The organism is Uliginosibacterium paludis (assembly GCF_039631355.1).
In the GTDB taxonomy this organism is placed as follows: Bacteria; Pseudomonadota; Gammaproteobacteria; order Burkholderiales; family Rhodocyclaceae; genus Uliginosibacterium; species Uliginosibacterium paludis.
Genome location: NZ_JBDIVF010000002.1, coordinates 339,300 through 351,266, shown reverse-complemented (window position 1 = coordinate 351,266; position 11,967 = coordinate 339,300). Strand labels below are relative to the sequence as shown.

The following is an 11,967-nucleotide window of genomic DNA, read 5'->3' as shown; positions in this document are numbered from 1 at the left end:
GCTCAGCGCAACCAGACGAGCAGCAGGATCAGCAGCAGTGCCAGCGCCGCCAGGCTGCGCCCGCTCGCGGCGAACCGGGGCAGGGCGGGTCTGCGTGTCGGCGGCGTGGCCGCCGCGAGCCGCTGCCGCAGGGCCTCGGTGCGTCGCGCCTTGTCCGCCTCGCTGCGCGCGTGGCTGCCGGCCGGCGTGCTCATGGCGCGGCCGCTGCCAGGCGGCTGATGAAGGCGTCGACCCGCGTGGTGTAGGCGCCCGGCTTGCCGAGTTCGCCGTTGATTTCCGCATGGCTCAGGGCCTGCTCGCTGACCTCGACTTTCGCGCCGACGCGGCTCGCGAGCGCGGCGAAGTCGTGGGTGGCCGGGCAGGGCTGGTCGGGCCTGCGGGTGGAGCAGATCGCAAGCATCGGCGGCGCGTCGGCCGAGATCTGCTGCTTCGGCGAGGCCTGCCGCCAGAAGGTGGGATCCGTGCCGAAGGCGGTGTCATAGAAGCGGTAGTGGTGCTGCGTCATCGTGGCGACGATGTCCATTGCCGCGGTATCGAGTGACACGGCGCCGCGCCAGCGGTGCGCGCCCATGGCGAGTGCCAGCGCCGGCGCCGCATTCACCAGGCTCACCAGATGGGCGCCGGCGGAATGCCCCATCAGCACGAAGGCGTCCGGGTCCGCGCCCCAGTCATGCGCCTGCTGCTGGGCAAACACCAGCGCGCGGCGCACATCGTCGGCCTGCACCAGCGGGTCGGCGTCGGGCAGCAGGCGGTAATTCACCGAGACGAAGAGGTAGCCACGCGGCAGCCACCAGGCGATCTTGTTGTCCACCACCCGGCTCATCGCCTTGTCGCCGGTGCGCCAGGCGCCGCCATGCACCATGAAAATGACGGGCGCATGCTGCGGGCGGGCCGGCAGATACACGTCGAGACGCTGTGCGGGGTCGGCGCCGTAGGCGAGGTTGCGCAGCACCCGGCTGCCCGCGGGCAGCGTGCCGGCCGAGCCGGTGTCGGTGCCGTCCTCCAGGCCTGAAGACTCCGATGAGGCCCGCACCTGGCGATGCTCGCGCAGCGCGTCGCGCAAGGGACCGGCCGCAGCACCCGAGAGCGCCAGCGCGGCAAGCAGACCCGCCAGGATGCGTTTCACGATGATTCCCCCCGTCTCGAGGCCGGAAAAAACCGGCCGGTCATGATGCGGCCCATGTTCGGTCGGCCGCGGCCGCGGGGTCAAGCACGAAAGTGTTACCGGATATTCCGTAGAGGTCAGCCCCGATGGCAGGACGGCGAAGGCAGGCCTAGTGTGCAGTCAGCATCCGCTCCGGAGGGCGTTTCATGTCCCGCACTGCGCATGGCCGCTTCAACATCTGCTGGTGTGACCAGGCCTGTCTGGTCGTGCTGGAAGACAGCTTCAACCGCGAGGGGGTGGAGGCCATGCTCGAGGGCATCCGGGCGGCCTGGCAGGCGGCGGGTTCGCCCACCGGCTGGGCGCATGTCATGGACCTGCACCACTGGGAAGGCGGCACGCCCGACGGCTTCGCGGCCTCGCATGATCTGCTGCGCTGGGTGACCGCGCACGGCGCGCAGGCCATCGTCCGCATCCACCTGGACAGTTTTCTTGCGCGCATGACCGAAGGGCGCGGCGTCTTCGATGACATCGACGTACCGGTGATCACCGTGGCCACGCGCGAAGAGGCCTGCGAATGGCTGCAGGCGCGCGGCATCCGGTGTGACGGCTGTGCTTTGCGCTTTGCCGGTTCCCGCTGAGAATGACACGCTCGAAGAGGAGCCTGAAACATGTCCCGACCCGCTCATGGAAACTGCACTGTTCACTGGTGTGACGAGGTCTGCCTGGTCGTCGTGAAAGGCAGTTTCAACCGGGAAGGCGTCAGCGCCATGCAGACCGCCATCCGCAGCTCATGGCAGGATGCCGGCGCCCCGGCCCGCTGGGCGCATGTGATGGACCTCCGGCAGTGGGAAGGCGGCACGCCCGACAGCTTCGCCACCGCCCGCGAGCTGGCGCTGTGGACCGTCACCCACGGCGCGGTCGCCGTGCTGCGCATCCACGCGGGCAGCTTTCTCGGCCGGGTCACTGACCGGCAGGGCGTGCTCGACGACCTCGGCGTGCCGGTCATCGACTGCAGCAGCGTCGGTGAGGCCTGGCTGTGGCTCGACCAGCACGGCCTCGCCTGCGCAGCCTGCCGCGGGCTGATCGGCGAATCCTCCTGAGCCGCGCGAGGTGTTGGCCTAGTTCGGCGCGTCGGCTTCGGCGGGCAACTGCACTTTCGCGGCCAGCGGCGTATCCAGCCCGCGGATGGCCTGCGCCACCAGGCGGGCGATCACCTTCGCGCCGGCCGGCGTGAAATGGGTGTCGTCCTTGCCGTCGATCGAGGCGATGTAGAGCGGCTTGATCTCGCTGAACGAGGTCTTGCGGACGAGATTCTCGCTGAGTGTCGTCAGATCGATCGCCAGCACCTGCTGCTCTTTCGCCAGATCCAGCATCGCGGCCGGATAGCGGCCATGCGAACCGATGCTGCTGGACTTCTTCATGCCGCCGCGCGCCACCGGCGTCACCAGCACCGGAATGCCCCCCGCCTTGCGCGTATCCGCGATGTAGCGGCCGAGGAATTCCTGGTAGCTGCCATAGGCGTCGGTGTGGCGGTCGGCGTCCATCTTCTCGTCGTTGTGGCCGAACTGGATGAACACGTAATCCCCCGGCTGGATCTGCGCCAGCACCGGCTCCCAGGCGCCCTCTTCCAGAAAGCTCTTCGAGCTGCGGCCCGGAATCGCGAAATTCTTCACCGTCACACCGGCAGCGAAGCTCGGCGGAATGGCCTGGCCCCAGCCCTGGCGCGGGTCGGGCAGCTTGTAGTCGGCCACGGTTGAATCACCGATCAGGAACACGGTTTCAGCGTGGGCAAGGCTCGTCATCAGGGCAAGGGGCAGCAGCAGGTGGCGGAGTTTCATGAGGGCAGGGATGCGTGGCGGAAAGGACAACGGCATTGTGGCCGAACTCCTGCCCGAAGCGTTGCGCTGCTTGCAGGAATTTGCATTGCAGCGCGCCGTGACCGGTCACGCGCTGCTTGTTCGCCGCTGATCGGCGCATCTGGCGATCGGATGCCGGCGGGCCTAGGCTGCGCACCGCAGCATCCGAAAACCATAAAGCATGAAGACGCCTTCGGGCAGAACTCTGGAGACCGACATGAACGCATCACAACTCGCCCGCCTGCTGGGCGGACTCTTCCTCGCCGGGCCGGCCCTCGTGCTGGCGGCCACGTATTACGTTGCGCCCTCGGGCAGTGACACCGCCGCCGGCACGCTCGCCGCGCCCTGGAAAACACTCAGCCGCGCGCAGACGGCAGCGGTGGCCGGCGACACCGTGTACCTGCGCGGCGGCACCTACAAGATCACCACCGGCGCGAACACCTGTGCCTCGCAGACCGACACGGTCAACGCGATCCTGCTCAACAAGAGCGGCAGCACCAGCAACCCGATCCGCTACTACGCCTACACCGGCGAAACGCCGGTCTTCGATTTCAGCGGGCTCACCGCTGACTGCCGGGTGAAGGGCATCAACCTCTCGGCGTCCTGGGTTTATCTCAAGGGCATCGAGATCAAGGGCGTACTGCAGGGCAACTACCTCAACAACGAGTCCTGGGGCATCTGGATCAATGGCAGCTACAACGCCATCCAGCAGCTCAACGTGCATGGCATCCAGGGCCCCGGCGTGTTCCTCTCCAACGGCGCGAACAACCTGATCGTGAACACCGACTCGCATGACAACTACGACCCCAAGAGCAAGAGCGGCGCGGGCCAGAATGCCGACGGTTTCGGCGCCCATGTGAAGGCGGACAACCCCGGCAACGTATTCCGCAACTGCCGCGCCTGGAACAACACCGATGACGGCTTCGACCTCATCAACGCCTATTCCGCGATCACCATCGAAGGCTCCTGGGCCTGGCACCAGGGCTATCTGCCGGGCACCGACACCGCGGTGGCGGCCGGCAACGGCAATGGCTTCAAGGTCGGCGGCTATGGCGGCGGCTATGTGGCCAGCGCGCCGAAGCATGTGGTGCGCCGTTCGGTGGCCTTCAGCAACAAGGCCAACGGCTTCTATGCCAACCACCACCCGGTGGCCAACGACTACTTCAACAACACCGCCTACAACAATGCGGTGAATTTCAACATGCTGGGGGTGGCTTCCGACGGCAGCGCGGCCAACCTCGGCACCCTGCGTAACAACATCGCCTACAAGGGCACGCTGCTCGCCAATACGTCCGGCGTGAACACCCGCTACAACAGCTGGGATAGCGCCACTGGCGTCACCGTGTCCGACATCGACTTCCAGTCGGTCTCCACCAGCGGCTGGGACGCCGCGCGGCAATCCGACGGCAGCCTGCCCGAGCTCACCAGGCTGCATCTGGCGAGCAGCTCCGACCTGATCGACAAGGGCGGCGTGGTGAGCGGCATCACCTACACCGGTACCGTGCCTGATCTGGGCGCTTTCGAGCGCTGATCCGGCCAGGGCCGGCAAGCGCTTTCAGGGCCCGCCGCAAGGCGGGCCTTGTGCTTTCAGGCGCGGCCGGGCGGCGAAGCCGGTTAAAATCCGGGGCAGGGCATCCCCTCGAGTCGCCCGCACGTTCCTCATGAGCACGCTCCATCCCGATACCCGCCGCACCGCGCTGATCGTTGCCGCTGCCTCTTTCATGCAGATGCTCGACGGCGCCATCCTCAACACCTCCATGCCGCAGATGGCCGCCAGCCTGGGCGTGCAGCCGGTGCAGATGAGCGTCGGCATCACCACCTACATGCTGGTCGTGGCGATCTTCATGCCGCTTTCGGCCTGGCTCGCCGAGCGCTGGGGCGCGGTGCGCATCTTCCTCGCCGCGATTCTCGTCTTCACGATCGGTTCGCTCGCCTGCGGGCTGGCCCAGTCACTGGCGCAATTCATCTGCGCACGCGCCCTGCAGGGGCTCGGCGGCGCAATGATGGTGCCGGTGGGCCGCATCATCGTGATGCGTCAGGCCAGCAAGGCCGAGCTGCTTGAAGCGAACACCTTCATCACCTGGCCGGCGCTGATCGCGCCGGTGATCGGCCCGGTCATCGGTGGCGCGATCACCACCTACATCGGCTGGCGCTGGAACTTCCTGCTCAACCTGCCGCTGGGGCTGGCGGGCTTCTGGCTCTCGCGCCGCTATCTGGTCGAGCAGCCGCTGCGCGAAGACCATCCGCTTGACTGGGCCGGCTTTGCCTATACCGCGCTCTCACTGGCCCTGATGCTGTATGGCCTCGAAATGATGGGGCACGGGCTCATCACCCATCCGCTTCCCTGGAGCCTGATCGCGCTGGGCGCGGTGATCGGCGGGCTGGCGATCCGCCACCTGCGCCGCAGCCCCACGCCGCTGCTGGATCTCAAGCCCTTCGCGCTGCAGAGCTTTGCGCTCTCCACGCTGTCTGCCGGCACCTGGATCCGCATCGGCATCAGCGCCACGCCCTTCCTCCTGCCGCTGCTCTACCAGGTGGGCTTCGGGCTCACCGCGCTGCAGGCCTCGAGCTTCCTGCTCGCCTACTTTCTCGGCAACCTCGGCATGAAGGCGATCACCACGCCCACGCTGCGCCGCTTCGGCTTTCGCCGCGTGCTGAGCACCAATGCCGCGCTCTGCGGGCTCTCGATTGCCGCCTGCGCGCTGTTCGAGGCGGATACCGCGCGCGGACTCATGTTTGCGAGCCTGTTCTTCGCCGGCCTCACCCGCTCGATGCAATTCACCTCGCTGGCGACCTTTGCCTTTGCTGATCTCGATCGCGCCGCGCGCAGCTCCGCCAGCACGCTCACCAGCATGCTGCAGCAGCTCGCGATGCTGCTGGGCGTGGCGCTCTCGGCGCTGATGCTGCACGCTTCGCAGGCGGTGCGCGGCGCCAGCGGCCCCGGCCTGACCGACTTCCGCGTCGCCTTTCTGCTCAACGGCCTGATGGTGCTGGTCGCGGCCTTCATGTTCCTGCGCCTGCCGGCGGATGCCGGTGCCGAGGTTTCCGGCCACAAGCCGCGCCGTTGAAGGCTTATCAGCAAATCGACAAGGCGGATATCCGTGCCGCCGGCTTGCCAGATGCGGGGCGCGCACAGAAACTCCCCCACCCGGCGTCCTGCGGCCACAAGTTGCAGGATGTCACTCCGCCACGCCCGGCCGACCGGCCCGGCCTCCGACGAGGACTCCCATGCCTGAGACCAATCCCCTGCTTCGTCCCTGGAACACGCCCTTCGGCCTGCCGCCCTACGGCGACCTGCATGACGAGCACTTCCTGCCCGCCATCGAAACCGCCATGGCCGAGCACCGCGCCGAGATCGCCGCGATCGTGGCGAACCCCGAGCCGGCCAGCTATGAAAACACCATTCTGGCCATCGACCGCAGCGGCCAGCTGCTGCAGAAAATCGCGCTGCTGTTCAGCAACCTGGCGGGCTCTGCGACCTCGCCTTCGATCCAGGCCATCGAGCTGACGCTCAATCCGAAGCTCGCCGCCCACCAGACCGCCATCGCGCTGGATGCCGGCCTCTTCGCCCGCATCGAAGCCGTGCATGCCGATCGCCACCAGCTCGGGCTGGACGCCGAATCGCTGCGCCTCACCGAACGCGTGCACCTCGACTTCGTGCTCTCCGGCGCACGCCTGGCCGGCCCGCAGCGCGCGCGTTATGCCGCCATCGTCGAGCAGCTGGCGGGGCTTACCGCCCGCTTCGCGCAGAACGTGCTCGCCGATGAAGCCGCCTTTGTGCTGCATCTGGAACGCGAATCCGACCTCGCCGGCCTGCCCGCCGACCTGCGCGCCGCGGCCGCCGCTGCCGCAAAGGATCGCGGCCTCGAAGGCTGGGTCATCACGCTCTCGCGTTCGCTGGTCTCGCCCTTCCTGAGCTTCTCGTCGCGACGCGATCTGCGCCAGCGCGCCTATGAAGCCTGGCTCGCCCGTGGCGAACACGAAGGCGAGCATGACAATCGTCCGCTGATCCGCGAGATCCTGATCCTGCGTCACGAGCAGGCCCAGCTGCACGGCTACCCGACCTATGCCGATTTCATACTCGTCGACACCATGGCCGGCACGCCTGACGCCGCCCGTGCGCTGCTCGAACGCGTATGGACCCCGGCCCGCAGCCGCGCCCTTGAAGAGCTGGAAGCCCTGCGCAGCCTGGCCGCCGAGCTCGGCGAGCCGACCGACATCCAGCCCTGGGACTGGCGCTATCTCGCCGAAAAGCTGCGCCAGCGCCGCTACCAGCTCGACGACGCCGAGATCAAGCCCTACTTCTCGCTCGAAGGCGTCCGCGCCGCGATCTTCGATTGCGCCGCCCGCCTCTTCGGCATCGAGATGCGCGAGCGTGCCGACCTGCCCGCCTATCACCCGGACGTGCGCAGCTTCGAAGTGCATCGCAACGGTCAGCTGATCGGCATCTTCCAGGCCGACGACTTCGCCCGCCCCACCAAGCAGGGCGGCGCCTGGATGAGCGAGCTGCGCGGCCAGGCTCGCATCGATGGCGAGCGCGTGCTGCCGCTGGTGCTCAACAACAACAACTTCAACCGCGGCGAGCCGACCCTGCTCAGCTTCGATGACGTGCGCACGATGTTCCACGAATTCGGTCACGGCCTGCACGGCCTGCTTTCCGACGTGGGCCCGGCGCGGCTGGCCGGCACCAACGTGCTGCGCGACTTTGTCGAGCTGCCCTCGCAGATCATGGAAAACTGGGCGCTCGAGCCCGAAGTGCTGCGCCGGCATGCGCGCCATGTCGACACCGGCGCGCCGATTCCGGATGCGCTGATCGAGCGCATCCGCGCCGCCGGCAACTTCAACAAGGGCTTCGAGACGGTGGAGTACCTCTCCTGCGCGCTGCTGGACCTCACGCTGCACCAGACCGACCCGGCCGACCTCGATCCGACTGCCTTCGAAGCCCGCGAGCTGGCCCGCATCGGCATGCCGGCCGAGATCCGCATGCGTCACCGCCTGCCGCACTTCGGCCACCTGTTTGCGGGCGACGGCTACTCCTCGCGCTACTACGTCTACATGTGGGCAGAAGTGCTCGATGCCGACGGCTTCCAGGCCTTCAAGGAAGCCGGCCGGCTGTTTGACGCCGACACCGCCAGGCGCCTGCTGCGCCACATCTTCAGCGCCGGCAACAGCGTGCCGCCGGCCGAAGCCTATCGCGCCTTCCGCGGGCGTGATCCGGTCGTGGAACCGCTGCTGCGCGCACGCGGGCTGCTGCCGGCCGAAGCCTGATCCGGCAAGCGATCCGGCCTGCGCGGCCGGATCGCTTGACAGCGGCATCGCGCCTTACGATACTGTACAAACATACAGTTTCACGCGATGCCATGTCTCCCCAGCTAGCGCTCCCCTTCGTCGCCATCGTCGGCGCCTCGTCCTCGGCGCCTCCCGAAGCCCTGCCCGAAGTGCGTCGCACGCGTCGCAGCAGCCTGCGCCGCACCGCGATGCCGGTCAGCCCGCGCTCGGCCGAAGCCCCGCCCGGGCCGGCCACCGACGACACCCGCGGCTGCATCGATGTGCATGACTATCTCGTGCGTCATGACGAAGCCAGCTTCATCGTCGAGATGCGCGGTGACGCGATGACCGGCGCCGGCATCCTCGATGGCGACATGCTGATCGTCGACAAACGCATCCAGCCCGCCCACGGCCACATCGTGCTCGCCTGCGTGAATGGCGAGCGCCTGGTCCGCCGCCTGCATCACCGTGGCCGCAAGACCGCGCTGCAGGCCGAGCATCCCGACATCCCCGAAATCCAGCCCGAAGACGGCAGCGAGCTGACGATCTGGGGCGTGGTGGTCGGCGAGTTCAAGCGCTTCGGCGTCTGAGCAGGCGGCTTCGCGGCCTCAGTTGCGCTGCTCGCCCAGCAATTGCTCGAAACGCTGCAGCGTATTCCAGCGCGCGCTCGGTTTCGTCACGCTCTGGCAGAACTGCGTTTCGGTGGCACCGGCCACCTGCGAGCGCTGGCTGGTGATCTGGCAGGCCGCATAGGCGGCGCAGCGCACCGGGCGTGAAGCCTCATTGGTATCGCGGAACATCGTCTTCATGCAGATGTCCCGGATCTGCGTGCGGCTGTCATGCACTTCCGGATGATTGAACTGCCAGTCGCCCTCGGCCGCTACCGGCGTCATGCCCGACTTCTGGATCTGTACGCTGCCGCAGCCTCCCAGCAGCAGCGTGGCGATGACGCAGGCGGTGATGGATCGGATCATGTGTGTCCCCTTGTTCTTGTCATGTCCTGCGGATGCAGGGTGAGGGATCATAGCCCGGAGCATTCGTTTGTCATGAATTGACCGAAGGCGAGTGTTGTGTTGGTCACACCTTCCGAGCGCTGCTCCACCGCTTCCCGTTCAGCGGCTGTTCAGCTCGCCGCCGCCACACTGCCTTCCATGCCGCGCATCCCGTTGCGGCGCCGATCAGGGAAGTCAGCCATGAACACACGCCTTGCCACCACCCTTGCCAGCCTGAGCCTGCTCGGCTGGCTGGCCTTGCCCGCTTCGGCCCAGTATGTGGGCCCGGCCGCTGCGGCGACCGATGTCAAAACGCTGCAGGGCAGCCTCGTCGACCGTTACGTGACCCTGACAGGCCACATCACGCGCCAGCTCGATCACGATCTCTACGAGTTTTCCGATGGCAGCGGCAGCATGCTGCTTGATGTCGACGACGATCACGATCACAAGAAAAAGCACCGCGTGTGGCCGTGGCCGGCAGGCAGCGCCATCGATCAGCACACCCGGGTCGAGATCCAGGGCAAGTATGTGGGCAAGGCCCTCGGTTACAGCAAGGTGAAGGTGATCGCCATTCGCGTCGTGCAGTGAAGCCTGGCTGCATGCCGGGCGTTTGCCTGCCTCAGCGCCGGCCGCGTCTCAGCATGCCGCCTCTTGATTCGCCCGAGCGATGCGGCGGGCGGCGGGTATCGCGGGCGCCGGCACGGCGGCCATCCTGGTTCTGGGCGGCCAGCATGCGGTCGACCCGCGCCGAGGTCTCGCGCGCGATCTCGACCGCCGCTTCCGCATCCGGGAAGAAATCCGGCAGGCGGTAGCCGAGCCAGGCATAGGCCGAGTATTTCTTGCAGGCGTCTTCTGCGGCCTGCAGCGGATACTTCGCCCGCTCGAAGGCCTCCAGATCATCGCTCAGATAATTGCGGCGGCCATTGGCCACCTTGCGCGCCCAGGCCTGCCAGGCATCGTTGAGCATGGTCACGCGGCTGGAGAAAGGCACCAGCGAAAAGGTGAAGCGCTCCGGCAGCGAGAGCCGCAGCACATCCAGCCAGCGGGCGCGGTCGATCTGCTCGGCAAAATCCCCCGGCAGGAAGAAGTCGTCCGACAGATCGATGTTGCGCGAGAAGGTTTCCAGCAGCTTCGCGAGCGACTGTTCGCCGGTCGCGCGCGAAATGCTCTGCAGCTGCTCCAGCGAAGGCGTCACATAGAAACCGCGCGAAGGCAGGTCTTCCGGATGGGTCTTCATCAGGCGTGCGATGGCGCGATGCGTGCTGTCGTCGAAGCCGGCGATGTGGCCCGCCTCGTGAATGCCGAAGCGCCCCGCACGCCCGGCGATCTGGTGCGTGAGCCAGGCCGGCAGGATGTCTTCCGATATGCCGTCGTATTTCTTGGCGGTGGTGAACACCACCCGCCGGATCGGCAGATTCAGCCCCATGCCGATGGCATCGGTGGCCACCACCACATCCGCCTCGCCATCGCGAAAGCGCTGCGCTTGTGCACGCCGCACTTCCGGCGAGAGGTTGCCGTAGAGCGTGGCCACGCGCAGACCGGCGCGGGCGATGCCCGCCGCCCATTCCAGCACCTCGCGGCGCGAGAAGGCGATCACCGCATCCCCGCGCTGCAGCTGACCGATGCTGCCCACCGCATGCGGCTCCATCGACAGGGGCGACTTGCGCTGCAGCACATGGATTTCCAGCGGGCAATCGAGCCGGTGCGCCAGCGCCTCCACCGCCGGCTTCGCCGCCAGCGAACCGAGCAGGTACACGGTGCGTGCCGGCGCGCCGCAGACCGCGGCCGTCCACGCCGAGCCGCGCTCCAGGTCTTCCAGCATCTGGATCTCGTCGATCACCGCCACCTCCACCTGGCGGCCGGTGTCCAGCATCTCGATGGTGCTCGCCACATGCGTTGCCCCCGGCGTGAGGCGGCGCTCCTCGCCGGTCACCAGGCTCACTGCTACATCGCGGTCGAGCAGGCGCTCGTAGTTCTCCAGCGCCAGCAGGCGCAGCGGCGCCAGATACACGCCGGATTTCGCCGCGGTCAGCGCCTCCATCGCCTGGTGGGTCTTGCCGGAATTGGTCGGGCCGAGAATCGCGATGAAGCGCCGGCGCATGCCGGACGCCAGCTCGAAGGATTCCGGATAGCGCGCCAGCGGCACCGAGCGCAGCGCGGCATCGCGATGCTCCGTTTCCTCGCGCCGGTGCAGCGCTTCCTCGAGGCGGTTTTCCACCACCTGGCGCCGCCGGCTGAACAGCTCGCGCCCGGTCTGCAGCGCGCCGAGAAAGGCCACCGCATCCACGCCGGACTTGCGCGCCCGCTTCTGCACGTCGATCACGAAATCCGCGATGTCGTCTTCCAGCGCGTCGTGAATTGCCGGCGTCATCCGCTCCTGCACCAGCGCCAGCCGCTGCTCCGGGCTCAGCCGCCGCCACTTGGCAATCTTCGCCAGCGAGCCCTGATCCGGCACCAGCCGGTAGGGCAGGGGCGCGCCGCCCGGAATCAGCCCCTCGATCTCGCCAGCCACCTCGATGGCCACGACTTCATTCACATGGATCAGGCGCGCGCCGAAACGGGCGAGATGCTGCTGGATCGCCTCATCCGGCTGGATCAGCTCCAGCAAGGGATCGGCTTTCGGATTCGGAGTCGTGTTCTGCAAGGGAAGCGTGCCGGCCCGGCAGGGCCAAGAGGGATTGATCGACCGGGGGAAGATAGCAGCAGCGCGCAGAGCGGCAAAGCCGCAAACGCCTTCAGGCTTTGC

At 67.4% G+C, this 11,967-nt stretch carries 12 protein-coding genes; 7 read left to right on the top strand and 5 right to left on the bottom strand.

All coding sequences use genetic code 11. The features are described from left to right. Window positions 1-2 precede the first annotated feature (2 nt). Entirely contained in the window at window positions 3-194 is a 192-nt protein-coding gene (locus ABDB87_RS06625; protein WP_345925258.1) for a hypothetical protein, read from the bottom strand. Then, window positions 191-1,126 (bottom strand): alpha/beta hydrolase, encoded by a 936-nt coding sequence (locus ABDB87_RS06620; RefSeq protein ID WP_345925255.1) that lies wholly within the window; start codon window positions 1,124-1,126, stop codon window positions 191-193. The genes ABDB87_RS06625 and ABDB87_RS06620 overlap by 4 nt, the downstream gene beginning before the upstream one ends. Before the next feature lie 185 nt (window positions 1,127-1,311). Here ABDB87_RS06620 and ABDB87_RS06615 point away from each other — a divergent pair, with 185 nt between their 5' ends. Both ABDB87_RS06615 and ABDB87_RS06610 read left to right on the top strand, forming a co-directional pair. Further along, window positions 1,312-1,743: a hypothetical protein gene (locus ABDB87_RS06615; RefSeq protein WP_345925253.1), complete on the top strand. Its 432-nt coding sequence runs from the start codon at window positions 1,312-1,314 to the stop codon at window positions 1,741-1,743. Window positions 1,744-1,773: 30 nt separating this feature from the next. Further along, window positions 1,774-2,205, top strand: a complete 432-nt coding sequence (locus tag ABDB87_RS06610) for a hypothetical protein (RefSeq protein ID WP_345925252.1) — start codon at window positions 1,774-1,776, stop codon at window positions 2,203-2,205. An 18-nt stretch (window positions 2,206-2,223) separates the two neighbouring features. Here ABDB87_RS06610 and ABDB87_RS06605 read toward each other — a convergent pair whose 3' ends face one another. Beyond that, on the bottom strand, window positions 2,224-2,943 hold the full coding sequence (locus ABDB87_RS06605) for a rhamnogalacturonan acetylesterase (protein ID WP_345925250.1): 720 nt from the start codon (window positions 2,941-2,943) through the stop codon (window positions 2,224-2,226). Between the two features lie 235 nt (window positions 2,944-3,178). Here ABDB87_RS06605 and ABDB87_RS06600 point away from each other — a divergent pair, with 235 nt between their 5' ends. The 4 genes from ABDB87_RS06600 (at window position 3,179) to ABDB87_RS06585 (ending at window position 8,819) form a co-directional block, all read left to right on the top strand. Next, the gene (locus tag ABDB87_RS06600; protein ID WP_345925248.1) at window positions 3,179-4,492 is read left to right on the top strand and encodes a right-handed parallel beta-helix repeat-containing protein; all 1,314 of its coding nucleotides are present in this window, start codon (window positions 3,179-3,181) and stop codon (window positions 4,490-4,492) included. A gap of 130 nt (window positions 4,493-4,622) precedes the next feature. Further along, window positions 4,623-6,029: an MFS transporter gene (locus ABDB87_RS06595; RefSeq protein ID WP_345925246.1), complete on the top strand. Its 1,407-nt coding sequence runs from the start codon at window positions 4,623-4,625 to the stop codon at window positions 6,027-6,029. Between the two features lie 160 nt (window positions 6,030-6,189). Then, window positions 6,190-8,229: a M3 family metallopeptidase gene (locus ABDB87_RS06590; protein ID WP_345925244.1), complete on the top strand. Its 2,040-nt coding sequence runs from the start codon at window positions 6,190-6,192 to the stop codon at window positions 8,227-8,229. A 92-nt stretch (window positions 8,230-8,321) separates the two neighbouring features. Next, a complete protein-coding gene (locus tag ABDB87_RS06585; protein ID WP_345925242.1) occupies window positions 8,322-8,819 on the top strand; it encodes a LexA family protein in 498 nt (165 codons plus the stop codon). Window positions 8,820-8,837: 18 nt separating this feature from the next. Here ABDB87_RS06585 and ABDB87_RS06580 read toward each other — a convergent pair whose 3' ends face one another. Then, the gene (locus ABDB87_RS06580; protein ID WP_345925240.1) at window positions 8,838-9,203 is read right to left on the bottom strand and encodes a hypothetical protein; all 366 of its coding nucleotides are present in this window, start codon (window positions 9,201-9,203) and stop codon (window positions 8,838-8,840) included. A 219-nt stretch (window positions 9,204-9,422) separates the two neighbouring features. On the opposite strand from ABDB87_RS06580, the gene ABDB87_RS06575 reads away from it, so the two are divergent. Next, window positions 9,423-9,809 carry a NirD/YgiW/YdeI family stress tolerance protein gene (locus ABDB87_RS06575; protein ID WP_345925238.1) on the top strand — a complete coding sequence of 129 codons (387 nt, stop codon included), beginning with the start codon at window positions 9,423-9,425 and terminating at the stop codon, window positions 9,807-9,809. Between the two features lie 31 nt (window positions 9,810-9,840). Here the strand turns inward: ABDB87_RS06575 and ABDB87_RS06570 are convergent, their stop codons facing one another. Next, window positions 9,841-11,865 carry a helicase-related protein gene (locus ABDB87_RS06570; protein ID WP_345925236.1) on the bottom strand — a complete coding sequence of 675 codons (2,025 nt, stop codon included), beginning with the start codon at window positions 11,863-11,865 and terminating at the stop codon, window positions 9,841-9,843. Window positions 11,866-11,967 lie beyond the last annotated feature (102 nt).

Bases quoted from the DNA above. Each gene is read 5' to 3' on its own strand.
- ABDB87_RS06625 (WP_345925258.1), bottom strand. From the start codon at position 194: ATGAGCACGCCGGCCGGCAGCCACGCGCGCAGCGAGGCGGACAAGGCG.
- ABDB87_RS06615 (WP_345925253.1), top strand. From the start codon at position 1,312: ATGTCCCGCACTGCGCATGGCCGCTTCAACATCTGCTGGTGTGACCAG.
- ABDB87_RS06610 (WP_345925252.1), top strand. From the start codon at position 1,774: ATGTCCCGACCCGCTCATGGAAACTGCACTGTTCACTGGTGTGACGAG.
- ABDB87_RS06605 (WP_345925250.1), bottom strand. From the start codon at position 2,943: ATGAAACTCCGCCACCTGCTGCTGCCCCTTGCCCTGATGACGAGCCTT.
- ABDB87_RS06600 (WP_345925248.1), top strand. From the start codon at position 3,179: ATGAACGCATCACAACTCGCCCGCCTGCTGGGCGGACTCTTCCTCGCC.
- ABDB87_RS06595 (WP_345925246.1), top strand. From the start codon at position 4,623: ATGAGCACGCTCCATCCCGATACCCGCCGCACCGCGCTGATCGTTGCC.
- ABDB87_RS06590 (WP_345925244.1), top strand. From the start codon at position 6,190: ATGCCTGAGACCAATCCCCTGCTTCGTCCCTGGAACACGCCCTTCGGC.
- ABDB87_RS06585 (WP_345925242.1), top strand. From the start codon at position 8,322: ATGTCTCCCCAGCTAGCGCTCCCCTTCGTCGCCATCGTCGGCGCCTCG.
- ABDB87_RS06580 (WP_345925240.1), bottom strand. From the start codon at position 9,203: ATGATCCGATCCATCACCGCCTGCGTCATCGCCACGCTGCTGCTGGGA.
- ABDB87_RS06575 (WP_345925238.1), top strand. From the start codon at position 9,423: ATGAACACACGCCTTGCCACCACCCTTGCCAGCCTGAGCCTGCTCGGC.